The sequence below is a fragment of the Alishewanella aestuarii B11 genome, from assembly GCF_000280055.1.
GTDB lineage: Bacteria > Pseudomonadota > Gammaproteobacteria > Enterobacterales > Alteromonadaceae > Alishewanella > Alishewanella aestuarii.
Window position 1 is genome coordinate 38,982 of sequence record NZ_ALAB01000024.1, and the last position, 26,597, is coordinate 65,578.

Sequence of the window (26,597 nt, forward strand, 5' to 3'; positions counted from 1 at the left end):
CGTAAAACGAGAGAGTTATGAAGAAATTTTCCCTGATAGCGGTTGGATTATTTTTAGCGTTAGGTGTAGCAGCGGAGTCGGTGAACCCACCGGATATCAATGCCTTGCCGGTGATCAGTCAGTCGCCGCAGCATGCCACGGCGAGTAAGCGTGTTGCAGCCACCTTTACCCGCGCTCACTATATTCCGGTACAGTTAAATGATGAGCTGTCAGGGCGAATTTTCGACCTCTATCTGAAAAACCTCGATTTTTTCCGCAATCATCTGCTGGCCAGTGATGTGGCGCAGTTTGAGCAATATCGCAATCAGTTTGACGATGCGATTAACCGCGGCAATCTGAGTTTCGCTTTTGATATGTTTAATCTGGCGCAGCGTCGCCGTTTTGAACGCTTTGACTTTGCCATTGCCCAATTGGCGCAGGAGCATGACTTTGAAGCCGATGACTATTATGTCTACGATCGTGAAGATGCGGCCTGGCCGGTTGATAACGCCGAGCTGGACGAGTTATGGCGGCAGAGAGTTAAGTTTGACCTGTTGAATCTGAAGCTGACTGGCAAAAAGCTGGATGAAGCGAAAGAGATCCTGGAAAAGCGTTACCGTAATACCCAAAAACGCTTAATGCAAACTAACAGCGAAGATGTGTTCCAGCTGGTGATGAATTCGTTCGGCCGGGCAGTGGAAGCGCACACCTCTTATCTGTCGCCGCGCAATGCAGAGCGCTTTCAGCAGGATATGAACCTGCAATTGGAAGGCATCGGTGCCGTACTGCGTGCTGAAGAAGACTATACCGTGATCCAGAGCCTGGTGCCCGGTGGTCCGGCAGACTTAACCCAGCGTCTAAAGCCGAAGGATCGGATTATTGGTGTGGCGCAGGATAACAAAGACTTCGTGGACGTGGTGGGCTGGCGCCTGGACGATGTGGTGGATTTGATTAAAGGTCCCAAAGGCAGCCGGGTGCGGTTACAGGTGTTAGGTGGCAGCGATCTGAATAATCAAACACAGATTGTTGAGATTGTGCGCGACAAGATCCGACTGGAAGATCGGGCGGCAAAATTTGAAGTGTTGCAGCCAAAACTGGGCGAGTTACAAAGCAAGGTGGGTGTTATTACCATTCCGGGCTTCTACAATAACCTGTCTGAAGATGTGAAAAAGCTGCTGGCCGAAGCCAATGAGCAAAAAGTCGAGGCGCTGATTGTTGATTTGCGTGGTAACGGCGGCGGTTCACTGCAGGAAGCGACACTGCTGACCGGCCTCTTTATTGAGCGTGGCCCGGTGGTGCAAATCCGTTACGGTGATGGCAAAATTGACTTAAATGGCGATCGCGATGGCATTTCTTACTATGATGGTCCGCTAACGGTACTTGTTGACCGTTACAGTGCTTCAGCCTCGGAGATCTTTGCCGCAGCGATGCAGGACTACGGTCGGGCCCTGGTGATTGGTGAGCAAACCTTTGGTAAGGGTACAGTGCAGCAGCACCGTGGTATTGGCCGCATCTACGATATGTTTGAGCAGCCGTTGGGTAGCGTGCAGTACACGATGGCAAAATTCTACCGTATTAATGGCGGCAGTACCCAGCACAAAGGCGTGATCCCCGATATCAGCTTCCCATCGGCGATTGACCCTGCAGATTGGGGCGAGAGCAAAGAAGATTATGCTTTACCCTGGGATGCGATAGCCCCGGCACAGTACAGTGCGCAGCAGGATATTCAGCAGTTGGTGCCAGCACTGGTGAAGAAACATCAGCGGCGCATCGCCAATGAAGTGGAGTTTAGTTATCTGCTGGCGGATATTGCTGAGTATCAGCAACAGAAAGATGAAAAACGCATTTCGCTGAACAAAGCGGAGCGGATTGCCAAACGCGAAGCCGACGAAGCGAGAGCACTGCAGCGCACTAATGAGCGTCTGAAGCGCCTGGCCCTGCCTACCGTGAAATCGGTAGATGATGCACCAGAAGTGCTTTCCAAGCTGGATCCGCTGCTGGAAGAGGCCGCTTATATTACGTCTGACTGGTTGCAGTTAAACCGGCTGGCGAAGAAATAGCCAAAGCAAGAAAAGGCGGTTTTTACCGCCTTTTCTCAATAATAATACGTATTACAACAACATAATAATTATAAAGGTTAACTATGTCGGGAACTCGTCAATCCGTGCACGGCCTCTGGTCGAGCCGTCTGGCTTTTATTCTTGCAGCCACCGGAGCTGCAGTCGGTTTAGGTAATATCTGGAAATTCCCCTACATTATGGGACAAAACGGCGGCGGTGCCTTCGTATTGGTCTACCTGTTATGTATTTTTCTAATCGGTATTCCGGTGATGATGTCGGAAGTGCTGATTGGCCGGCGTGGCCGGCAAAGCCCCGGTTTATCGGTGAAAACCCTGGCACTGGAAGCCAATGCTAGTACCCGCTGGCAACTCGCCGGTTGGAGTGGCCTGGCGGCCAGCTACCTGATCCTGTCGTTCTATGCGGTGATCGCCGGTTGGGCGCTGTACTATGTGTACAAAACGGCCGTCGGCACCTTTGTTGATATGCCAGCCGCCGAAGTCGGCGCTGAATTTGGCCAGTTTATCAGTAATCCTTATTTATTAATGGGATTCTCCGCCGTCGTACTGGCACTGACGATCTATGTGGTTGGCCGCGGTGTGCATAAGGGGCTGGAAAAAGCCGTTAATTATCTGATGCCAGCGTTGTTTGTGTTGTTGTTATTGATGGCAATCTACTCTGCTTTAAACGGCGCCTTTGCCGAAGCGCTGGAGTTTATGTTTAAGCCTGACTTCTCCAAGCTGACTATGAATGGGGTACTGCTGGCGCTTGGGCATGCCTTTTTTAGTTTAAGCCTGGCCTCAGGTGCAATGATTATTTATGGTGCTTACCTACCGTCTAATGTGTCTATCGGCAAAACCACGCTATTAATCGCGCTCTGTGATACCGCTGTGGCTTTACTGGCCGGCTTAGCGATTTTTCCGCTGGTATTCGGTTATGGTTTAACCCCGGCCGAGGGCCCGGGCCTGATTTTTGTTACCTTACCGATTGCCTTCGGTGCTATGCCCTTTGGTACCTTATTTGGTACGCTGTTTTTTGTGATGTTAGTCTTTGCGGCCTTCACTTCCGCCATAGCAATGATCGAGTCGACCGTTGCCTGGCTGGTTGAAACGAAAGGCTTAAAGCGTTACCAGGCAACATTAGGTACTGGTATCTCTTTATGGTTGCTCGGGTTGGCAACGGTGTTCTCATTCTCTGGTGCTGCCTGGGCGACGCTGGACTGGACTCTGCTCGGCAAACCTATTGCCAGTTTATTTGAACTGAAAGATTATCTGACTTCGGCAATTATGTTGCCAATTGGTGGGCTCTTTATCGCGATCTTTACCGGTTGGGTGATGTCGGAGCGGGCCAGCCGTGAAGAGTTGGCGACCAGCAAGCTGGCGTATCAGTGCTGGCGCTTTGCTATCCGTTGGATCACGCCGGTTGCGGTGATTATTGTGTTTTTAAATCTGATTGGGGTGCTGGATGTCTTCCGTGCCTTTAGCGGCAACTAACGGAGAAACAGCAAATGGATAACTCAAAACAAAAAGCGCCGAGTTTGCTTGACGCCTTGCTGCCGATGGTAGTGCTGATTGCCTTATTGGCAGCGTCAGTGCTTCTGTTTAAAGATGACTCGTCCTATGGGCCGAACCAGATTGCGCTCTTTATTGCGGCTGCGGTCGCTGTGGTGATTGGCCTGAAAAATGGCCATAGCTGGCAGTCGATTGAACAGGCCATGGTAAAAGGGATTTCGCTATCGCTGGCAGCGGTATTAATTCTGCTGGCGGTGGGCGCACTAATTGGCACCTGGCTGTTGTCGGGTACAGTTCCAACGCTTATTTATTTTGGTATGCAACTACTCAGCCCGAGCTGGTTCTATGCCGCCAGCTGTATCCTGTGTGGCGTTGTAGCGATGAGTATCGGCAGTAGCTGGACCACCGCCGCGACTATAGGTGTGGCGTTGATTGGTGTCGCGACCGGCCTGGGTTTATCGCCTGCTATTACCGCCGGTGCCATTGTCTCAGGTGCTTATTTTGGCGATAAGATTTCGCCACTGAGTGAAACCACTAACCTGGCGCCGGCTGTCGCGGGTGCCGATCTGTTCCAGCATATCCGGCATATGCTGTGGACCACTATTCCCAGCATTGTACTGGCGTTGCTTGGCTTTGTGCTGATCGGTTTTAACAGTACCGTCAGTGCCGACCTGGCGCACATTGAGCAAATCAGTGCAGTGTTGCAGAGTCAGTTTAATATCAGTCTGTGGACATTGGTCCCGCTGGCGGTACTGCTGCTGATGGCGATGCGTAAGATCCCGGCTTTTCCGACGGTCTTTATCGGCGCTTTACTCGGTGGTGTCTGGGCGCTATTTTTCCAGCAAGAGCTGATTAGCCGCTTAGCGGATGAGCAATTACCGGCACTGGTGGCGGTATTTAAACTGGTATGGCAGACACTGTTTGCTGGTTTTAGTATCAGTACCGGCAATGACGATATGGACAGTTTGCTAAGTGGTGGCGGTATGGCCAGCATGCTGAATACGATTTGGTTAATTTTCTCGGCGATGATGTTTGGCGCTGTGGTTGAGCATATTGGTTTATTGCGTAAGTTTGTTGAGTCGATTTTGGCCTTCGCCCGCAGTACAGGTTCGTTAATTACCAGCACTATGGCAACTTCGCTGGCGACCAATATCTTAACCGCTGATCAGTATATGTCGATCGTGATGCCGGGTCGGATGTATAAAGAAGAGTATGAGCGCCGAGGCTTGGCGCCGGTTAATCTGTCGCGGGCACTGGAGGATGGCGGTACCATTACCAGCCCTTTAATCCCGTGGAATACCTGTGGTGCTTACATGCACGGCGTACTGAACGTTAATCCACTGGATTACCTGTTCTATGCCTTCTTTAACCTGATTAACCCGGTACTGGCAGTGATCTATGCCTATCTGGGTATTAAGATCTTACGCCTAACGCCGCCGGAGTCGGTTGCCCCCATCTTAGCCGGTAAAAATAGCTAGCAAAAAAGCCTGAAGTGATTCAGGCTTTTTAACATCAGACAGCAGTAGAAGTAGGAATATATCGTATGAGCGATCTTCGTCAGCCAAAACGTTTAGCGGACTATCAGATCCCGGCCTTTGTGATTGAGCAAACCAGGTTGCGGATTGAGCTGCATCCGACCGCAACCCGGGTGCAGTCTGAGTTAGTATTCCGACGCCAGAGTGCAGGACCTTTGTGGTTAGATGGTCAGGCCTTAACCTTAATCAGTATCCAGCTGAATGGGCAGCCATTGCAGCAGACAGAGTATCAGCTGAATGACAAAGGACTAATGATCACCGATCCGGGGGCAAGCGGTAGCCTGCAACTGGTTACTGAAATAAATCCTGAGCAGAATACTGCGCTGGAAGGCTTATATCTGGCAGAAGGGGTATATTGCACACAATGTGAAGCGGAAGGCTTTCGGCGGATCACCTATTACCCGGACCGACCCGATGTACTGTCAGTATTTACCACTACGCTGGTCGCTGATACGGCGCAGCTGCCGTTTTTACTGTCGAACGGTAACAAGGTTGCAACCGAGCTACTGGCCGATGGCCGTACAGCGGTTACCTGGCATGATCCCTTTCCCAAACCCAGTTATTTGTTTGCGCTGGTTGCCGGCGATTTTGACCGGTTGGCTGATCGTTTTACCACTGCCGGTGGCCGTGAGGTAGAGCTGGAGTTTTTTGTCGAGAAAGGTAAGGGCAGTCGTGCCGGTTTTGCGCTGTCGTCACTGAAGCGGGCGATGCGTTGGGATGAGCAGCGTTTTGGTCTGGAATATGATCTTGATCGCTATATGGTCGTCGCCGTTGATTTTTTTAATATGGGGGCGATGGAAAATAAAGGGCTGAATATTTTCAATAGCAAGTACGTACTGGCAGACGATGTTACCGCCACCGATCGTGATTACTTTAATATCGAATCTATTATCGGCCATGAATATTTTCATAACTGGACGGGCAACCGTGTCACCTGCCGCGACTGGTTTCAGCTGAGTTTAAAAGAGGGCTTAACAGTATTTCGCGATCAGGAGTTTAGCGCCGATATGGCCTCTGCCACCCTGACCCGGATTGATGCGGTAAAGCTGATCCGTACTGCCCAATTTGCCGAAGATGCCAGCCCGATGGCGCATCCGATCCGCCCGCCGCAAGTGCTGGAAATGAATAATTTCTACACGGTCACAGTGTATGATAAGGGCGCCGAGGTGATCCGGATGTTGCAAACCTTGCTCGGACGTGACGGCTTTACTGCAGGTCATAGTCTGTATTTACAGCGCCATGATGGGCAGGCGGTAACCTGTGATGATTTTGTGCAGGCCATGCAGGATGCCACCGGTCAGGATCTAACGCAGTTCCGCCGTTGGTATAGTCAGTCCGGTACGCCGGAGTTAACCGTTGCCAGCCATTATGATCCGGACAAGCAGCAACTCAGACTGCAGCTGCGTCAACACACCGCTGCAACAGCTGATCAAATGTCCAAATTGCCGTTGGTGATCCCGGTAAAAATTGAGATCCTGCAACCTGCAACGGGTCGCCGCCAGCAACAGCTGTTGGTGTTAAGTGCCGAGTCGGGGGAATTTCTGTTCAATGATATTGCTGATAGCCCCCTGATAGTCTGGCTGGAGGATTTCTCCGCGCCGGTTAAGTTGCATTGCCAGTACAGTGCCGGGCAGTGGCTGAGCATTGCCGAGCTGGCCAGCAATGATTTTGCACGCTGGGATGCGATGCAGCAATACTGGAGTCAGTTGTTACAGCAGGCTATCGCTGCGGCTGAGCTACCAACGTTAAGTCCGGCTTTGCTTGCGCTGTATCGCCGTTGGTTGCAACAGCCGCTGGCTGATCTGGCGTTAACGGCGGAGCTGTTACAGCTGCCGGATTTTGATAGTCTGGCTGAGCAGTATCAGCAGATCCCGGTCGAGGCGTTGGTGCAGGCGCTGGATAGCCTGCAGCAGCAACTGGCCACGGCCTTGTATGAAGATTGGTTGGCCTGTTACCAGCGTTTAACCCTAACACCTTATGTTTATGAACAAACGCAAGTTGGCTGCCGGGCGCTACGGAATCTATGTTTAAGCTATCTGGTGCACGGTGCAGCGGGTGCCGCTTTAATGCAGCAACAATACCACAGTGCTGACAATATGACCGATCGTCTGGCGGCTTTGCGTTGTGGCCAGTTAGCAGGAGTAGCCGAAACAGCCGCCTTGCTAAAGGATTTCGCGGCGCGCTTTGCTGACGATGTACAGGTATTGGACAAGTACTTTAATCTGGTCGTCAGCTCGCCCAAAGCGCAAGTTTTTGCTGCCATGGTGCAGTTAACCGAGCATCCGGCCTTTAGCTGGAAGAATCCAAACCGGGTCAGGGCGGTGTATGGCGCATTTTCACAGCGTAATCCGGCGCAATTTCATCGGGCTGATGGTGAGGGTTACCGTCTGCTGGCCGATGTCGTAGGCCGGCTGGATCAGGTTAATCCGCAGCTGGCGGCACGCTTAATTACGCCGCTGTTATCCTGGCAGCGCTATGATCAGCAGCGGCAGCAGATTTTAATCGCCTTACTACAGCAATTGGCTAAGCGTAGTGATCTATCCGATGACCTGTATGAGAAGGTTAGTAGAAGCCTGGTATGAGTCGCAGCTATTTGTTTGGGGCATTTTTGTCAGTTGAAAAATGTCAGCGTTATTACCAAGGGCAATCGCGCTACGTGCTGGTTACCGCGGACAGTGGCGAGCGGATCCAGCTCGCTTTCCGGCATTTCCAACCCTTTATCAGCGCCATTGGCATCCGTGGCCGTTTCCGGTTAACGGTAACGGACAATGGAGAATTTTTGCAACTGGAAAAAATTAATTAGAGTTTATACTTTAAACAAGAGATTAAAACATTAACTTGCATTATTAGCTGGTTTGACCTTTAATTTCATTAGCTTAGCTTTAGGTGTAGCTGGTCCGGCCTGCAAGGTTAAACTGTAAACCGTCGATGCCAGCGCCTAATACCGCAATACGGTTAAAAATTGAATAAAAATCAACAGATTTACATTTAGGCAAGCCTTGCTAACGCCGGTAAATGATGTAATTATTTTAATGAAAGGAACTGGTTTGAGCTCTGCTCAGCTACCAGCACAATAAATAAAAAAGCACATAACACTACCTGTCGGGACAGGGGGGGAGACAACAACATGAAGAAAAGGCCAATCCGCTTTGCAAAAAGTCCGTTGGCAGCCGGTATTGCCACCGCGCTGTTCGCGCTGTCTTATGCACCGGCTCAGGCAGCCACTTTTAATTTCGGTGATGTAGAAGTGGTGTTTGACTCGACCTTCTCATACGGTGCCAGTTGGCGCACTGAGGAGCGTAATTGGGACACTATTGCCAAAGTCAATCATCCACGCTTTAACTGGACCGGTTACAACGCTGCGACTAACGTTATCTATACTCCCTCCGAAATTTGGCTCAGACCGGGCGCCTATTCCAGCAACGGCGACGCCGGCAACCTGAATTTCGACCGTGGTGATATGTTCAGTAGTATGTTTAAAGGCTTGCACGAGTTGTCGATTAAGAAAGATAACATCGGTTTCTTTAGCCGTTTTATGTACTTCTATGACACAGCAATGAACAGAGGCAGCTTTGCCTATACTAATCCGCTCAGTGGTAACAAGGTTGATCCTTGTGACGATAAACGCTCGCGCGAACTCGCCTGTAAAGATATACGTTTACTTGATGCCTTTGTTTACGGCAACTTCTCCTTTAACGATGGTATGAATCCGGTCACTATCCGGGTGGGTAATCAGGTATTGAGCTGGGGTGAAAGCACCTTTATCCCGCACGGTATCAATATTACGCCGGTCGACGTCGGGATCCTGCGCGCACCGGGTGCGGATTTAAAAGAAGCCTTTATTCCTACCGGTATGGTAACGCTGGCTGTCGGTCTGACCGATCAACTGTCAGCAGAGTTGTTCTATCAGTACAGCTGGCAGGAAAGCTATCTGCCACCTCCGGGCACTTACTTCTCAACTAACGACTTTGCTGGCCGCGGTGGTTATGCCCAGAATATTCAGTTAGGTTTCTCCGGTAACCCGGATATTGACCTGGCGTTCATACTGCAAAATCTGAATGGTTTAGGTGCTGCGGTAGCGGCCGGTCAGATTTCTGCTGCCCAGGCATCACAAATTTATCTGGCGTATCCTACCAAGGTTGCACTGCGGCCTTTTGGTGATGCCGGTGAAATTAAGCCCGATGATGGCGGTCAGTACGGTATTAAACTGGAATATTTCGCGCCTAACTTAGGCGATACCGAGTTTGCGCTGTATTACATGAATTATCACAGCCGGGTGCCGGTGATCTCAGGTATTGCCTCAGATTTCCGCCAGCAGGCGATTCAGGCCGACCTGGGTTATCTGGTACAAAACGCCGGTAATCTGAACAAAGACAATGTACAGAACCTGCGGGCCTTCTCTAAAGGCTTACTGGAATATCCGGAAGATATCAAACTTTACGGCTTTAGCTTTAACACCAACTGGGGTACGACCTCGGTCGCCGGTGAAATCGCTTACCGTAAAGATGAACCGCTACAGATCGACGACGTGGAAATTCTGTATGCCGGTATGCCAGAGCAGCTAGGTAATGCCGGTATTCGTCCGGATCTGGTCGGTATCTCGCAACTTGGTCGTTTTATTGGTACCAAAGCGACACCGGGAGATTATGCCCAAGGCTATATCTTACGTGATACCGTGCAAGCACAAACAACCATTACTCATCTGTTTGGCCCGACGCTGGGTGCAGATAACTTCACAATGTTAGCGGAAGTGGGTGGCGTGCGGATTAACAATATGCCAGCGCAGGACGTGCTGCGGCTAAATGGTCCTAATACTGACCGTAGCGGCGCGCCATTAATTGGTGCTAATGGTCCGTCACAAGGTTTACACACTGGTTTATCGAATGGCCCTGAAACTAACCCGTTTCCAACGGCATCGGCCTGGGGTTACCGGGTGTTAGCCAAGGCGGATTACAACAACGTTTTTGCCGGGGTGAACTTATCACAGCGTCTGGTGTTCTCACATGATGTGAACGGTATCACACCTGATCCGTTGTTTATGTTTGTCAAAGATCGTAAGTCCGCTTCTTATGCGGTGTCTTTCGACTACCTGAACAAATGGTCTGGCGAATTAAGTTATAACTGGTTCTGGGGCGGCGTGGGCACTACCAATAACACCGCTGACCGTGACTTTATTTCTTTCAATATCAAGTACTCTATTTAAGGGACGAGCGCGAATTATGAAAAAACTCACCCTATTAGCATCAGCTGTTGCGCTGGTGTTCAGTTGTAATGCTCTGGCAAAGTTACCGGCAGATCAGGTGGCGCGTCTGGGGCAGGACTTAACGCCGGTTGGCGCTGAGAAAGCAGGTAATGCTGCCGGTACCATTCCAGAGTGGACTGGCGGTATTCTGGCAGCACCAGCGGGTTATAAGCCAGGTGATCATCATCCTAATCCGTTTGCGGATGATAAAATCCTGTTTACTATTACCAAAGCCAACCTGGAGCAATACCGGCAATTCCTGAGCCCGGGGCAGATTGCGTTGTTTGATCTGTATCCTGATACGTTCAAAATGAATATCTACCCAACTCGTCGTAGTGCTTCATTTCCACAATATTTTTATGATGCTACTAAGAAGATTGCCGCTAACGCCGAATTAGTTGAGGGTGGTAATGGTCTGCGTAATGCTGCCATTGGTATTCCGTTCCCGATCCCAAGCAATGGCCTGGAAGCGATTTGGAACCATATCGTCCGTTACCGTGGTGTTGCGGCCAGCCGTAATGGTGGCCAGGCTGCACCAACTGCGCAGGGCGCTTATACCATTATCGGCTTTGACGAGCAGATTATGTTTAAGTATTCCCACCCGGATGCGACCCCGGAAGTACTGCAGTCTGAAAATATTCTGTTCCGCTTTAAGCAAAGCGTCACCACGCCAGCCCGTCTGGCCGGTACTGCTTTATTAGTACACGAAACCATGGACCAGGTGGCAACGCCGCGTCAGGCCTGGACCTATAACACCGGTCAGCGTCGGGTGCGTCGCGCGCCAAACGTGGCCTACGATGCGCCAGGTACGGCATCGGATGGTCTGCGTACTACCGATGATTTTGATATGTTTAACGGCTCGCCTGACCGTTACAACTGGGAGTTAAAAGGTAAGCGCGAAATGTATATCGCTTACAATGACTACAAGTTGCACAGCAATAATCTGAAGTACTCAGATATTCTGATGCCTGGTCATATTAATCCTGAACATGTTCGTTATGAGAAACACCGGGTCTGGGTAGTGGAAGCGACCTTGAAAGAGGGTACCCGACACGTTTATGGCAAACGGGTGTTCTTTATCGATGAGGATAGCTGGCAGATCCATGTTGCCGATCTGTACGACAACCGTGGTGATCTGTACCGCGTTGCCGTGGCGCACGGTTTAAACTACTACGAAGTACCAACGCACTGGAGTACGCTGGAAGTTTATCATGACCTGAACTCGCGCCGTTATATCGCGATTGGTCTGGATAACGAAGATAAGATGTATGACTTCTCTGTCACCTTATCTGATAACGACTTCACACCAGCATCGCTGCGTCGTGAGGGTACCCGCTAAACCGGGTGCCGGAAAAAGGCTGGCTCGAGCCAGCCTTTTTTTTAACTGCAGGCATCAGCCTGCGCTTGATAATCAGAGCGTGTAACTAAGCTATGCATAAGTATTTTCTGGCCGGCTGTATGTCGGTGTTGTCCCTGACCCATCTGGCCATTGCCGTTGCCGAAACTGACGATGAAATTGCCGATGCCGCACCCAAGGCGGCCTTTATGGTACCACTGGCCGAACGCAGTTTATTGACGGATGTGGTCGCGATCCCAACGGCTGGTTTTGCTGCGGTCGGAGAACGCGGTCATATATTGTTAAGTGCTGATGGTCGGCAGTGGCAGCAGGCGCAGGTACCGGTGCAGGCACTGCTGACCTCCGTTTATTTTGTCGATGCGGATTATGGTTGGGCCGTTGGGCACGATGCCACTATTCTGCACACTCAGGATGGCGGCAAGAGCTGGCAGATCCAGCAATTTCTGCCACAACTCGACAAGCCGTTAATGGATGTCTATTTCTTTGACCGCCAGCGTGGCATGGCCATTGGTGCTTACGGCATGTTCTATACCACTCAGGATGGCGGTGACAGCTGGCACAAGGCCTTTTATCTGGCACTGGCTTCGGAAGAAGATCAGGAGTTTCTGGCTGAGTTAGCAGAGACTGATCCGGAAGGCTATTTGTTGGAGCGCGAGTCGGTACTGCCGCACTTTAACCGCTTAATGGTGCAAGGCGATGAAATCCTGATGGTGGGCGAGGCGGGCTTTGTTGCTGTCAGTCAGGATGGCGGAGAAAATTGGCAACGGCTGGAAAACTTTTATAACGGCTCTTTGTTTGATGTGCATCGCACCAAGCAGGGTTCGTTACTGGTAGCGGGGCTACGCGGTAATGTGTTTCGCAGCACAGATGACGGCGAAAGCTGGCAAGATATCAGCTTACCGCAATCGGCAACCCTTAATAGCATCTTTGAAGATGAACAGGGACAACTTTTCCTGACCGGGAATGCCGGCACCCTGTTACTCAGTAGCGATGATGGGCAAACATTTCGCGATCTGTCGCAAACTGACGGTCGGGCAATTTTAAATGGTCTGCCACTGGCAGGACAGTTGGTGCTGGTGACGGAAACTGGTGTGAGATTAACCTCGATAAGTAAGTCTGAATAATATGAGTATAAATTGGCTGGTTAATAAGTTCGAATATAGCCTGTTTCGACATCGCCTGGCGGTGCTGGTGCTGTTTGCGCTGGCCACGCTGTTTTTATTATGGCGGGCCACCGACATCAAGCTCGACGCGGCCTTTAGTAAGAATATTCCGCTCAAGCATGAATATATGCAAACCTACCTCAAGCATGAGCAGGATTTTGGTGGCGCCAATAACATCTTGATCGCCATGTGTGATGCCAGTGGCGATATTTTCAATGCTAACTTCTTTGATAACTTCCGCCGTGCTCACGATGATGTGGTGTATACGCCGGGGGTGGAACGGGTACTGGTTAAATCGCTGTTTAGCCCCAGTACACGCTTTATTGAAGTGGTAGAAGACGGCTTTGCCGGTGGCCCGGTGATCCCGGCTGATTTTACCGCCGATGCGGAAGGTTTGGCCCGGGTTAAAGAAAACGCCGAGAAAGCGGGCATTGTCGGTCGCATGGTCGCAGATGATTATAGCTGTGCGATGATCACCGCCTCCTTGCTGGAGATCGATCCGGAAACCAACCTACCACTTAATACCATCGCCTTTGCCGGCAAGCTGGAAAATGACATCCGCGGTAAATATCAGAGTGAGCAGATCAGCGTCCATATTATCGGTTTTGCCAAGATGGTGGGCGATGTCGCTGAAGGCGCCAAGGGCGTAGTGGCGTTCTTTGGTATCGCCATAGTGATTACGACTATTATGGTGTTCCTGTTCTCGCGCTCGGTGATGTTAACGGTACTACCGATAGCCTGTTCCTTGATTGCGGTGGTCTGGCAGATGGGGCTGTTAACCGTGCTAGGCTTTGGGATCGACCCGATGTCGATTCTGGTGCCATTCCTGGTATTTGCCATCGGCGTCAGCCATGGCGTGCAGATGATCAACTCCACCGGGAAAAGGGTTGCCGCCGGCATGAATGCCAAGGCCGCCGCACAAGCCAGTTTCCGTAAGTTACTGGTACCGGGCGGCGTGGCCTTGTTATCAGATACGGTCGGTTTCCTGACGCTGCTGATTATCGAAATCGGCGTGATCCGCGAACTGGCGATTACTGCCAGTCTGGGTGTGGCGGTGATTATCCTGACTAACCTGATCCTGTTGCCGGTGTTAATGTCTTTTGTGCGCTTTAGCAAGAGCTATCAGCAGCGGGTGTCAGAGCCAAGCCCGGCTACCGAGAAAGTCTGGTATGCGTTATCGGCCTTTGCGACCCGTCGTTACGCCGCGGTGATCCTGGTATGTACAGCCGCGCTGTTCGCTTACGGTTATTGGCAGAGCCAGCAACTGAAAATTGGCGATCTGCATGCCGGCGCACCGGCGCTACATGAAGATTCGCGCTATAACCAAGATACGTTTTTGATCACCGACCGTTTTGCGATCTCGGTAGACTATATCAATGTGATGGTTGAAAGTATCCCAAGTGCCTGTACCAGCCATGACATTATGGACCGGATCGATCAGTTCCAGTGGTTAATGGAGAATGTGCCCGGCGTACAGTCAGCGGTGTCTTTGTCCTCGGTATCGAAAGTGATTAACGCCGCCTATAACGAAGGCAATCCGAAATGGCGGGTATTACCGCGCAATACCCAAAGCCTGGTACAAGCCTCGTCACGGGTTGAAACCAGTACCGGTTTGTTAAACGCCGATTGCTCGGTGATGCCGGTAATGATTTTCCTGGAAGATCACAAAGCTGAAACCATTGAGCGGGTTGTGCGCGCTGCCAAGCTACACGGTACTGAACTGGGTGATGCCGAGACCCGCTTTATGTTAGCCACCGGGCCTGCCGGTGTTATGGCCGCAACCAACGAGGCGGTGAGCGCCGCCCAGCAACCGATGATGTGGTACGTTTATCTTGCAGTGATCGTGCTTTGTTTGTTGAGCTTCCGCTCTGTGAAAGCGACCGCTGCCGTGATCATCCCACTGTATGTGGTGTCGGTATTGGCAACGGCACTGATGACCAAGCTACAAATCGGTTTAACCGTTTCGACCTTACCGGTTATTGCATTGGGTGTCGGTATCGGTGTTGACTATGGTATCTATATCCTGTCGACGATGAGCCAACAGCTGCGCGATGGTATGCCGCTGCGGCAGGCCTATTTTGAAGCGCTGAAAGAGCGCGGCAGCGCCGTACTCTTTACCGGTATTACACTGGCGATAGGTGTCAGCACCTGGGTATTCTCAGCGCTGAAGTTCCAGGTAGATATGGGGATCCTGTTGACCTTTATGTTTATTGTAAACATGTTAGGGGCGATAGTAGTACTACCGGCACTGGCTGCATTTTTCTGGCGCAAAAATAATTAAAAAATATTTTTGCAAATAATTATGCAATGAAAACCAAGAAAATGGCCGAAAGGCCATTTTCTATTTAGAGCCATTGAATAATCAGCCAGAACTGCCTGCAATTCAGTGGTATAACCAGCTTAAAAGCCACAAATATCGCTTCAAAAGCGCTACAATAGCTACTACACTGCGCAGCTTAAAACATCCCCGTTAATTTTGTGGATCCTGCAATGTCGCAGTGATTGATAAAAGGATGCAATAATGGCAAAGATAGACGGTCTACCCTCAGTACTACTACAAAATGTCAGCAAACTCATCAAACAAAAAGTAAAAGAGCAGGTCGAGCTGGTCGATAAATTTGCCCATACTTTGTATGGCAATATTTCCAGTGAAGATTTGGTAGGTCGTAACGACAGTGATCTGTACGGTGCGGCATTAAGTTTGTGGCAAACCTTTAACCAACATGCCGAACCTCAAGCGCGGATCCGGGTGTTCAATCCGGAAATTGCCCGTCATGGCTGGGAATCCAAACACACCATTGTTGAAATCGTGGTGCAGGATATGCCATTTCTGGTCGATTCGGTGCGGATGGCACTAAACCGGCACAATATTACTGCGCATTTACTGTTGCATTATCCGCTGCAAACCAAACGTGATAGCAAAAACGCCATCACTGAGTTCGCTAAGCTGGGTCGCTTAGCCGACGCCAGTACTCAGCAAACCGTATTCCATATTGAAATTGATCGTATGACCGATGCCGATGCAATAGCGGCGTTAAAAGCCGAACTGCTGTCGGTCATGGAAGATGTGTCGCTGGCGGTGCAGGATTGGCAGCCGGCGCGGCAAAAGCTGTTAGATGTGATCAAAGCCTTACCTAAACATGCCGGTAAGGCATCGGCAGCCGAGCTGGCCGAAACCACCGAGTTTTTAAACTGGCTGGTAAAAGATAATTTTACGCTGCTGGGTTACCGCTCTTATGAAATCAAGCCGGTAAAAGGTGATTACCAGATTGTCGGTGACCGTGATTCGGCGCTGGGTCTGATGCGCCGCTCTGAGCCGCGAGATCTGATGCTGTCAGAATTACCGGAGCGCGGTCGTCAGCAAGCGCTGTCCAGTGGCTTGTTGATCCTGACGAAAACCAATGCTAAATCGCGGGTCCATCGTCCGGCCTATATTGACTATATCGGTGTGAAGCGTTTTGACAAAAACGGTAAGGTGGTCGGTGAAGACCGCTTTATCGGCTTATATTCATCCAGTCTGTATAACAACAGCGCTGCCGATATTCCACTGCTGAAAAACAAGCTGCAACAGGTGATGGAGCAGTCTGAGTTTGCGGTGGGGACCCACGCCTATAAAGCCTTACTGAATATTCTGGAAACCTATCCCCGCGATGAGCTGATTCAGGCTAATGCTGACGAGTTGTTAGACGTAAGCCGTGGTGTGTTACAAATGCAGGAAAGGGATATGACACGGCTGTTTGTGCGTGAAGATACCTTTGGCCGCTTTGTCACGGCGATGGTGTATGTACCGCGTGAGCGCTACAACACCCAGTTGCGTAAAGACACCCAGGCCATCCTGGCGCAGGCCTTTGGCTCAACCGAGCCGGTTGAATTTACGACCTATTTTTCAGAATCTGTGTTGGCTCGCACCCATTATCTGGTGCGGATCAACGATAGCCAAGTCGAGTATAATGTGAAAGAAATCGAACGTAATCTGGTTGAAGCGGCCCGCACCTGGGAAGATAAACTGGAAACAGCTTTGATCGGTGTGTACGGCGAAGCCCGCGGCCGCGAGTTAAGCCGCAAGTATGTTAATGCCTTCCCGCGCGCCTATAAAGAAGACATGTTACCGAATGATGCGCTGGTCGACATCGGTAAACTGGAGTCTTTATCTGCCGAACATAAACTGGAAATGTTGTTCTACCGGCCACAGGAAGAGGGCAAGGACAGTAAAGCTGTGCGGCTGAATCTGTTCCATAAAGATCACCCAATTCATTTGTCTGATGTGTTGCCGATGCTGGAAAACTTCGGTTTACGGGTTATCGGTGAAACACCTTATGCTGTTAAGTGCCCGGACGGCTCGGTGAGCTGGATCCTGAACTTCGCAATGGAGTTAAACGGTGAAGTGCCTGCCGATTTCGCTGCTGCGTCGCAAAGCTTCCAGGACTCACTGACGAAAGTCTGGGCGGGCCAACTGGAAGATGACGGTTTTAACCGCCTGATCCTCGGTGCCGGTCTGAGCGGGCGTGAAGCCTCTATTCTGCGTGCGTACGCCAAATATAAGCGCCAGATTGGCAGCACCTTTAGTCAGAGCTATGTCGAGAGCACCTTTGCCCGTTATGCGACCCTGGCCGGTTTACTGGTACAGTTGTTTAATGCCAAGTTCTCACCCAGCGAAAAAACCAGCGCCAAACAGCTGGAGAAACTGGAAGAGCAAATCGCTGCTCAGCTGGAAAATGTGGCTAACCTCGATGACGACCGCATTATCCGGCGTTTTGTAGATATGATTAACGCTACCCTGCGTACTAACTTCTTCCAGCGTTATGACGATGGTGCTGAAAAACCTTATATTTCCTTTAAGATCAAACCTGATCTGATCCCGGAAATGCCGTTACCAATGCCGATGTTTGAAATCTTCGTCTACTCACCACGGGTTGAAGGTGTGCATCTGCGTTTCGGTAAGGTCGCCCGTGGCGGTTTACGCTGGTCTGATCGACGCGAAGATTTCCGTACCGAAGTGCTGGGCCTGGTAAAAGCACAGCAGGTGAAGAACACCGTAATAGTACCATCTGGTGCCAAGGGCGGTTTTGTTTGTAAGAAGTTGCCGGAAACCGGCGGTCGCGAAGCCTTTATCAATGAAGGTAAAGAGTGTTACCGCACCTTTATCCGTGGCTTGCTGGATATTACTGACAATATTAAACAGGGTCAGATCGTGCCGCCAAAAGATGTGGTGCGTTTAGATGAAGATGATCCTTACCTGGTTGTTGCGGCCGACAAAGGTACTGCGACCTTCTCGGATATTTCTAATGGTATCTCGGAAGATTACGGTTTCTGGTTGGGCGATGCCTTTGCCTCCGGCGGTTCGAACGGCTATGACCATAAGAAAATGGGCATCACGGCCCGTGGCGGCTGGGAAGCAGTAAAACGGCACTTCCGCGAAATTGGTATCGATTGCCAGACCACCGATTTCACCTGTGTTGCTATTGGTGATATGGCCGGTGACGTGTTCGGTAACGGCATGTTGCTGTCTAAGCATATTCGCTTACAGGCTGCCTTTAACCATATGCATATCTTTATTGACCCGAATCCGGATGCGGCCAGCTCCTTTAAAGAGCGTGAGCGTTTATTTAATCTGCCGACATCTACCTGGGATGATTATGATAAAGCACTGATTTCTGAAGGCGGTGGCGTGTTCGCCCGTAGCGCCAAGTCAATTAAGTTAAGCCCGCAAATGAAAGAGATGCTGGGCACGACCAAAACGAGCATGACGCCAAATGAGCTGATCCGGGAATGTTTGATGATGCCGGTCGACCTGATTTGGAACGGCGGTATCGGTACCTACGTCAAAGCCAGCAACGAAACCCATGCTGAAGTCGGTGACCGTGGTTCGGAAGCACTGCGGGTCAATGGTCGCGAGCTGCGCGCACGGATCTTCGGTGAAGGGGGCAACCTGGGTTGTACCCAACGTGGCCGGATTGAATATGCGGCCAACGGTGGTCGTATCAATACCGATTTCGTCGATAACGTGGGCGGTGTAACCTGTTCGGATAACGAAGTTAATATCAAGATCCTGTTAAACTCCCTGACGGCAGCCGGTGATTTAACGCTGAAACAGCGTAATAAATTACTAAATGATATGACGGATGATGTGGCTGCGATCGTGATCGGCGATTGTTACCGGCAAACCCAGAGTATCAGTCTGTCGTCGTTGTTAGGTTCTGAACAGATCAAGGAATATACCCGCTTTATCCATGCCCTGGAGAAAGACGGCAAATTAAACCGTGAGCTGGAATTCCTGCCATCAGATGACGACCTGGCCGATCGGATGGCCAAAGGCATGGGGTTAACCCGTCCTGAACTGGCGATCCTGACTGCCTACGGTAAGATGGTGTTAAAAGAGCGTTTAGTGACGCCGGAGATTTCGGATAATCCTTACTTCCAGCAGTTGTTAACCGGTGCCTTCCCGGCAGTATTACAACAGAAGTTTGGCAAGGAAATCAGTCAGCATCCGTTGAAAGCCGAGATCGTGGCCACCAAGCTTGCAAATATGCTAGTTAACGAAATGGGCCCGAACTTTGTGCAGCGTATGTTCGAAGAAACCGGTGCCAGCGTGGCGGAAGTGGCTATTTGTTATGCCATAGTGCGTGAACTGTTCGATGTGGCCAAGTACTGGCAGCAGCTGGAACAACTGGATAATAAAGTGTCGGCGGCACTGCAAAGCCGGGTCTTGTTCCAGTTACGTCGTACCATGCGCCGGGCTACCCGCTGGTTTGTGCGTCACCGCGACAAGGCGCTGGATATTAACCAGACCATCAAGTTCTTTAAACCGGCTTACGAGAGCATCAGTAACGATCTGGCAAACTACATGGCCGAGCGTGAGATGCAGGAGCTGACTGAGAAATGTAATGAGCTGACAGAGCAGGGGATCCCGGCGACGGTGGCACGTTATCTGACGCAGTTAAGCACCGTATTCTCGGTAATGGATATTGCACAGGTTGCCGATGCCCAGCAGACGCCACTACCGATGGTAGCGGAAATTTACTTCAAACTGGGTGATAAACTGGATCTGCATTGGTTCCTGGAGCAAATTACCCGCCAACCGGTGGCAAACCACTGGCAGGCGCTGGCACGGGCTTCGTACCGCGAGGAGCTGGATTGGCAACAACGTGGTTTAACCTCAGTGGTAGTGAAGAGCTGTGGCAGTGTCTGTAATGCCGATGACATTATCCAGAACTGGCTGGATCAGCATCAGCATCTGGTTGAACGCTGGCGGTTAATGTTGTCAGAGTTTAAGACTACGCAAAGCCATGAGTTTGCGAAGTTTTCAGTAGCAATGCGTGAACTGATGTTGTTAAGTCAGTCGGTCTGATGCTGTTAACTTTAGTCTGAAGTCATTACAATACCCCGCTTAGCCGGGGTATTTTTTATTGCAGGATTTGTTATGTTTTATCCAGTTGCCAGAAAAGTGTTGTTTAGTTGTGATGCCGAGCGCTCACATGATTTTGCCCTTGGCAGTTTAAAGCGGCTGGTAAATACGCCACTGTCAGCCTTGTGGCGGCAACAGTTGGTCGCCAAACCGAAAACGGTAGCCGGTATCCGCTTTGAAAATCCGGTTGGTCTGGCTGCAGGGCTGGATAAAAATGCCGACTGTATTACTGCCTTTGCCCAGATGGGTTTTGGTTTTCTGGAAGTGGGTACCGTGACGCCAAGGCCGCAGGAGGGCAACCCGAAACCACGGATGTTCCGCTTGCCGCAGGCTGAAGCCATTATTAACCGCATGGGTTTTAATAATAAAGGCGTCGATTATCTGGTTAACAATGTCAAACACAGCCAGTTTAAAGGCGTGCTAGGCATTAATATCGGCAAGAATAAGGACACGCCAAACGAACAGGGCAAAGACGACTATGTGCACTGTATGCGTAAGGTTTATCCCTATGCCAGCTATATTACGGTCAATATTTCATCGCCCAATACCCCCGGTCTGCGCGACCTGCAATTCGGTGAAGCGTTATTTGATTTATTACAAAGCGTTAAGAATGAACAGTTAGATTTGCAGGCACACTATGATAACTATGTGCCGGTCTTTGTAAAAATCGCGCCGGACATGGACAGCGTCGCGGTAGAGCAGGTGGCAGAGACCTTACTGCGCAGTAAAATGGACGGCGCCATTGCCACCAATACCACCCTGGATCGTAGCCTGGTAGCAGGATTAAAATATGCGGACGAAGCAGGTGGCTTAAGTGGTAAGCCAGTGCAACAGCGTAGCACAGCGGTATTAACCCAGCTGCGCCAGGCTGTCGGCAATGATTTTCCGATTATTGGTGTGGGCGGGATCCATGATGTCAGCTCTGCCCAACAAAAACTGGCGGCGGGCGCCGACTTGTTGCAGCTGTATACCGGTTTTATCTACGGCGGGCCGGCGCTGGTAAAATCAATCGTTGATGCGTTATAAAGATCCGTCGCTGATCAACATTTTTTAGACATAAATAATCTTTAACTTTTTGATCAGCGTGCTATATTAGTGCTAATTACTGCGTAGTCTGACCAGATTTAGGAGAGCGATGTTAACGCCGTCAGAGCAATGGACCTGGTATTATTGCCCACAGCAAGATCGGCTGCTACTGGATATTGATGACCAGTTGCAGTTTAGCTCTGAGCTGTCTGCTGCCAACCTGAATGACAAACCCGTCCGCCAGCCATTTTCACTGGCGGAAGCGGAAGCTTTCTGGCGTTTTCATGAAGCGCTGCAGCCAGTCATTGCTGATGACGCTCTGCGCTTTGAACTCTGTTTACATGCCCTTGCTAATCGTTACCGGCAACTAAGTGCCCATAAAAGCTGGTATTTCGCGACCCAGCGGGCGCAGGATAGCGGTTTGTATCAATTGGTGCAGTTGCAAGGTAAAGATACCTTACTGGCTTTGGTTGTGGCCTCGGATCTGGAATGTGTCGAATGCTTGTTGCTTGAAGACGGCGAGTCTTTAGCCGGCAAACAGCTTAGCCGCCATACCGTGATCCGCGTGCTGCGCAACCGCGCCTTGCCGACTGAGGTTGATGTCGGTTATGCCCGTACCGCCTGATGCGGTCACATACTCAACTGCAGACACAGTGTCAGGCCGCTCTGAGCTGGTTGTTACCGCATGTTAAAAATCAAATCTCTGTTACAGCAAGCCTTTGCCCGGCAGCCATTGGTTGATGGCAGGCGGGTGGGCGGCCTTAGTAAAAGGCGCCGCTTTTTGCTGTTGCTGTTAGCCTTATTCCACCTTTCAGGTGCCTTATCGTCGCTGGATGCCCTGATGTCGTCGCGCACCGCTCAGGGCAGCATCGCCTGGATTATTTCCCTCAATACCTTTCCCTATGCGGCAGTGCCTGCTTATTGGATCTTTGGCCGCAGTCGTTTTCAGGGCTATGTGATCTCGCGTCAGGAAACCGAGCATGAGCTGTTTAACAAGCACCAGTTAAAAGCATCCGGGGTTGAGGATTTTGTATTACACAGCATTCGCGATCGCGGCAGTTTGCAAGCAGTTGAACGCCTGGCCAAGATGCCGTTTTTACGCGGTAACAGCGCGCAACTGCTAATCGATGGCGAGCAAACCTTTGCCAGTATCTTTGACGGTATTCGCCAGGCACAGCAGTATGTGCTGGTGCAGTTCTATATTGTGCGTGATGATCAGCTCGGTCGGCAGTTACAGCAACTGCTGATTGAAAAAGCCCGTCAGGGCGTGCAGGTATACTTTTTATATGATGAAATCGGTAGTTATCGCTTACCGCAAAGCTATTTACGTGCAATGACCGATGCCGGTGTCGCAGTACGACCTTTTCATTCCACCAAGGGCGCGGGCAATCGGTTTCAGCTGAATTTTCGCAATCACCGTAAAATCGTGATTGCCGATGGTAAACAGGGCTGGTTGGGCGGTTTTAATGTCGGTGATGAATACTTAGGGCAGGTCCCGCGTTACGGCCAGTGGCGGGATACCCATTTAAAACTCACTGGCCCCGGCGTGCTGGCACTGCAATTGTCTTTTGTCGAAGATTGGTATTGGACCGCCGAAACCATCCCGGCGCTTTACTGGCAGGCAGAAGCAGCTGCTGATGGTGATATCCCGGTGCTGATCTTGCCATCCGGACCAGCTGATCGCTTTGAAACTGCCAGCTTACTGATTCAACATGCGCTGCATAGTGCGCGCGAGCGGATTTGGATCGCCAGTCCGTATTTTGTACCTGACGAGGGGACCCTGGCGGCACTGAAGCTGGCAGCGCTGCGCGGGGTGGATGTCCGGATCCTGATCCCGGAGCGCACTGATAATCTGCTGGTCACTCAGGCGGCCTACGCCTTTATTGGCCCTTTGCTGGATGCTGGTGTTAAAATCTATCGCTATCAGCAGGGCTTTTTACATGCGAAGAGTTTTTTGGTCGATCAGCAGCTCAGCGCCATTGGCACCGTCAACCTGGATAACCGCTCGTTCCGGCTAAACTTTGAAATTACCGCGCTGCTGTTAGATGAGGCCTTTAATGCTGAGGTTGCGACCATGTTTGTTGCTGATTTTCAGCGTTCCCGGCAAATGAGCCTGACGGAGATTATTGAACGGCCCTGGTGGCGGCGCGCAGTATCGCGCGCCGCGCATTTGATGGCCCCGGTTTTATAGCCGCGATTTTTAGGAGAACACTGTTGGCTGAACATCAGGCCGCCTGGCTAAGTTTTACCGCGCTGTTAAACGACAGTCTGCACCAGCAGCAGCTGGTCAAGCTGGTTTTAAGTAAATACCAGGGCACGGAGCCAGCATTACAACGGCTGGAGGTTACACCGGTACAGTTAAAGGACAGCTGGCAGCTGAAATTTCTGTATCAGTATCAAACCAACCATGTGACTAAGAACTACCCGGCTGCGCAGGCAGCGACTGTGCTGGATGGCCTGCTGACAGCGTTTGCGCAAGCTAATCTGCAAAGTACCCGACATAGCGCGCAACTGTCGAAAAGTAAAAAAGGTAAGTATCTGTTGGCCACTAAGCAACAGGCACAAACGGCCAAAATCGAGAGTCATAATAGAGCCAAGCAACGCTACGTTGAACAAAGCCGGCCATTTTTAACGGCGTTAGGCGTCACCGATAGCCGTGGTGAGATCATTCCGTCGATGTCGAATAAGTGGAAGCAGATCAATAAGTTTATTGAAATCCTCTCCGGCGCAGTAAAGGACACCGGCTTGTTAGAACGCGCTGAGCTGCATGTGGCGGATTTTGGTTCTGGTAAGGCGTATTTGACCTTTGCGATGCATGACTATTTCCGGCATAGCGCCGGTATTGCGGCGCAGGTAACAGGGGTGGAGCTCAGGCAGTCGTTGGTTGACCTGTGTAATAACACCGCGACTCAGTTACAACTCGATGGCATCCGGTTTGCCCAGGGCGATGTAAAGCATTTTAAAGCACAGGGCATTAACGTAATGGTGGCGCTGCATGCCTGCGATACCGCCACCGATTATGCTATTCATATGGGCATTCGCACCGGCGCTGAAATTATTATGTGTTCACCGTGTTGCCACAAGGAGATCCGGCCACAGGTGCAGCTACCCGCAGTACTGTCACCGATGTTACAGCATGGTATTCATTTGGGCCAGGAGGCTGAGATGCTGACCGACAGTCTGCGCGCACTGCTGCTGGAAGCCCATGGTTACGATACCAAGGTGTTTGAATTTATTTCACTGGAGCATACCAGTAAAAATAAAATGATCCTGGCGACCCGGCGACAAAAACCAAAACCCCGAGCGCCGATCCTGGCACAGATTGCCGCCTTAAAGCAGTTTTATGGGGTCCGTCAGCACTGTCTGGAGCAACTGCTGCAGCACAGTGCTGATGAAAATGCAGCCAGTGAGTTAACACCGGCAACCTAAAGTGACATCAGTTAACTGCAACAGCACTAGCGGCGCTGTTGCAGGGCATCCACTAACTGTTTTACTGCTTTTATTTGCGCGCCGGCATTAGTTGCGTAATCCTCGCCACTATAGCCCCACCAATCCCAGCAGCCATTCGGGTTAAAGGGCGACATTGCACTTTTCTCAACCTGTGGATACAGGATCACCAGCTGATTGCTATCGGCATATTCGTTCAAGCCGGTATGCCGGATAAAGGCATCGCCCACCTGGCTGGCGTCCTGACGGCAGCCATGAAAACTGACGTGTAAGCGACAGTTGTTACCCGAAGCACAGGCCGTTGGCACATACAGATAACCGTACTGTGCTAATTGGCCGCGGGCAGCACTGGCCAGCTGGTGCTGATCAAATTTCAGCAAGGTGCCACTGCTGTTGCTGGCGGCGTTCTGTAGCTCGCCAAGCAGATGGGATAGCAATTTGCCGGCAGCGTCATACTCACAGCTGGCAACAAAGGGTGCCTCGGATTTATTGCAGTCGGTTAAACCGCTTTTTGCCGTCGGGAAATGATGGGCAAAGGGCTGGTCGTTAATCCATACCAACTGCTCCGCCGGCAACCATTGCTGATATTGCTGGTACAGGGCGGCGCTGACTTGCGGCAACACGGTGCTGTCGGCGCTCCCGCTAAAGATCCAGACTCTGCTATTTGCCAGCGCTGCCGGTGCTGCCAGCTTACCGGCTTGTTGCTGTTGCTGAAGGTAAGCGTTGATCGCCTGCAGATCAGGTGCTGCGGTTGCCTGATTCATACAGTGCGCCAAGGCCTGACGTAAATCGTTACGTGCACAGTACACCGGGCCTGCCGCCAGAATGGCCACGCCGGAAACCTCAGGGGCAAACGCCAAATGGAACTGTGCTGCCATATAGCCGCCGGATGATAACCCCGACACCGTCAGCGACGGTGATAGCTTAAGCTCCGGGACCGCTTGTAAATCGGGAAGCGCGGCCGCCTGAGCCGCGACACTGCACAGCATGGCAGTACTGAAAACACTGGGAATAAAAGGGCGCATAGTCACTCCAAAGGAAATACGCTACCAGCTTAGTTGCTGTGTCACGTCTGGCAATAATGCTTTAGTACAGCAGCTATTGCTGTGGCTGCTGTAAATAGTCCAGATAACGGTTGGTATCCCGCTGTTGCGCTACCTGTTGCCAGATCCTGACAGCAAGATCCGGATTTTGCTGATAAAAGGCCTTACTGAACATCAAATAACCAACCGAGTGGTACACCGGTGTCGGGTAGATCAGCAGCGGTCGCAACAGTAGCTCGGCGGGCTCGACAGTGATGCCGTTCAACTCACAGAGCACTGTGGTCGCGTCCACCCGTCCTGAGCTGACTAATTCCAGCGCATGGCTAATTGAATCGGCAGATACCTCAATATGGGGGCCGGGCATCGGCAAGGGGCGGTAGCCAAGTGGGCGGGCCAGGGCAAACTCGCGCTGTTGACTCAGTTTCTCCGGTAGCAAACCCTGTTGATGATAAGTCAGACACAGGCTAAAGCTACTCATGGCCAGACTCTCATCGGGTTGACCATCAGGGCGGCGTGGCGCCTGCATATAGTGGTCGCGCTCGCTGGCATATTCCGCTACCAGCGCATCGACCTGATTGGCTTCTAGTTGCGCCAGGCAGCGTAGCCAAGGTTGGCGGATCAGAACAAGCTCGATGTTAGTAGCCTTTGCTACTGCTTGCAGATGCTCGATAGCGGCGCCAGGCTGTGGCGCAGGCAAGTCACCGTGGCCATTATAAAAGGGTAACAGCGGTTTATCTTCATAACAAAAACGCAGACTGGCGCTATCAGCCGTGGCCTTGTTTTGCCAAAGCAGCGTAATAACCAACAACAGACCGGAATAAAGATACTGCAT

At 51.1% G+C, this 26,597-nt stretch carries 16 protein-coding genes; 14 read left to right on the top strand and 2 right to left on the bottom strand.

What is annotated here, in order from left to right:
• Positions 1-17: 17 nt before the first annotated feature.
• The 14 genes from prc to AEST_RS08310 all read left to right on the top strand — a co-directional run bounded on the left by prc (position 18) and on the right by AEST_RS08310 (position 24,704).
• Positions 18-2,039 carry a carboxy terminal-processing peptidase gene (gene prc / locus AEST_RS08245; RefSeq protein ID WP_008608376.1) on the top strand — a complete coding sequence of 674 codons (2,022 nt, stop codon included), beginning with the start codon at positions 18-20 and terminating at the stop codon, positions 2,037-2,039.
• Positions 2,040-2,122: 83 nt separating this feature from the next.
• Complete coding sequence (locus tag AEST_RS08250; protein WP_039925303.1) at positions 2,123-3,529, top strand: sodium-dependent transporter; 1,407 nt, start codon at positions 2,123-2,125, stop codon at positions 3,527-3,529.
• Positions 3,530-3,543: 14 nt separating this feature from the next.
• Positions 3,544-5,025 carry a Na+/H+ antiporter NhaC gene (gene nhaC, locus AEST_RS08255; RefSeq protein WP_008608380.1) on the top strand — a complete coding sequence of 494 codons (1,482 nt, stop codon included), beginning with the start codon at positions 3,544-3,546 and terminating at the stop codon, positions 5,023-5,025.
• 65 nt (positions 5,026-5,090) lie between these two features.
• Positions 5,091-7,664 carry an aminopeptidase N gene (gene pepN, locus AEST_RS08260; RefSeq protein ID WP_008608381.1) on the top strand — a complete coding sequence of 858 codons (2,574 nt, stop codon included), beginning with the start codon at positions 5,091-5,093 and terminating at the stop codon, positions 7,662-7,664.
• Entirely contained in the window at positions 7,661-7,885 is a 225-nt protein-coding gene (locus tag AEST_RS08265; protein WP_008608384.1) for a DUF2835 family protein, read from the top strand. Before pepN ends, AEST_RS08265 begins: the two co-directional genes overlap by 4 nt.
• Before the next feature lie 324 nt (positions 7,886-8,209).
• Positions 8,210-10,285, top strand: coding sequence for a DUF1302 domain-containing protein (locus AEST_RS08270; RefSeq protein ID WP_008608386.1), 2,076 nt, complete (start codon positions 8,210-8,212; stop codon positions 10,283-10,285).
• Between the two features lie 13 nt (positions 10,286-10,298).
• A complete protein-coding gene (locus AEST_RS08275) occupies positions 10,299-11,663 on the top strand; it encodes a DUF1329 domain-containing protein (RefSeq protein WP_202948015.1) in 1,365 nt (454 codons plus the stop codon).
• 92 nt (positions 11,664-11,755) lie between these two features.
• Positions 11,756-12,805: a WD40/YVTN/BNR-like repeat-containing protein gene (locus AEST_RS08280; protein WP_008608390.1), complete on the top strand. Its 1,050-nt coding sequence runs from the start codon at positions 11,756-11,758 to the stop codon at positions 12,803-12,805.
• A gap of 1 nt (position 12,806) precedes the next feature.
• Positions 12,807-15,125: an efflux RND transporter permease subunit gene (locus tag AEST_RS08285; protein WP_008608391.1), complete on the top strand. Its 2,319-nt coding sequence runs from the start codon at positions 12,807-12,809 to the stop codon at positions 15,123-15,125.
• A gap of 240 nt (positions 15,126-15,365) precedes the next feature.
• The gene (locus AEST_RS08290; RefSeq protein ID WP_008608394.1) at positions 15,366-20,192 is read left to right on the top strand and encodes an NAD-glutamate dehydrogenase; all 4,827 of its coding nucleotides are present in this window, start codon (positions 15,366-15,368) and stop codon (positions 20,190-20,192) included.
• Between the two features lie 72 nt (positions 20,193-20,264).
• Entirely contained in the window at positions 20,265-21,275 is a 1,011-nt protein-coding gene (pyrD, locus tag AEST_RS08295; RefSeq protein ID WP_008608395.1) for a quinone-dependent dihydroorotate dehydrogenase, read from the top strand.
• Between the two features lie 109 nt (positions 21,276-21,384).
• Positions 21,385-21,900, top strand: a complete 516-nt coding sequence (locus AEST_RS08300; protein WP_008608396.1) for a cell division protein ZapC domain-containing protein — start codon at positions 21,385-21,387, stop codon at positions 21,898-21,900.
• Between the two features lie 60 nt (positions 21,901-21,960).
• A complete protein-coding gene (gene cls / locus AEST_RS08305; RefSeq protein ID WP_008608397.1) occupies positions 21,961-23,466 on the top strand; it encodes a cardiolipin synthase in 1,506 nt (501 codons plus the stop codon).
• Between the two features lie 23 nt (positions 23,467-23,489).
• Entirely contained in the window at positions 23,490-24,704 is a 1,215-nt protein-coding gene (locus AEST_RS08310) for a class I SAM-dependent methyltransferase (RefSeq protein ID WP_008608398.1), read from the top strand.
• Positions 24,705-24,730: 26 nt separating this feature from the next.
• Here the strand turns inward: AEST_RS08310 and AEST_RS08315 are convergent, their stop codons facing one another.
• Complete coding sequence (locus AEST_RS08315) at positions 24,731-25,747, bottom strand: extracellular catalytic domain type 2 short-chain-length polyhydroxyalkanoate depolymerase (protein ID WP_008608399.1); 1,017 nt, start codon at positions 25,745-25,747, stop codon at positions 24,731-24,733.
• 73 nt (positions 25,748-25,820) lie between these two features.
• The gene (locus AEST_RS08320; protein WP_008608400.1) at positions 25,821-26,597 is read right to left on the bottom strand and encodes a type 2 periplasmic-binding domain-containing protein; all 777 of its coding nucleotides are present in this window, start codon (positions 26,595-26,597) and stop codon (positions 25,821-25,823) included.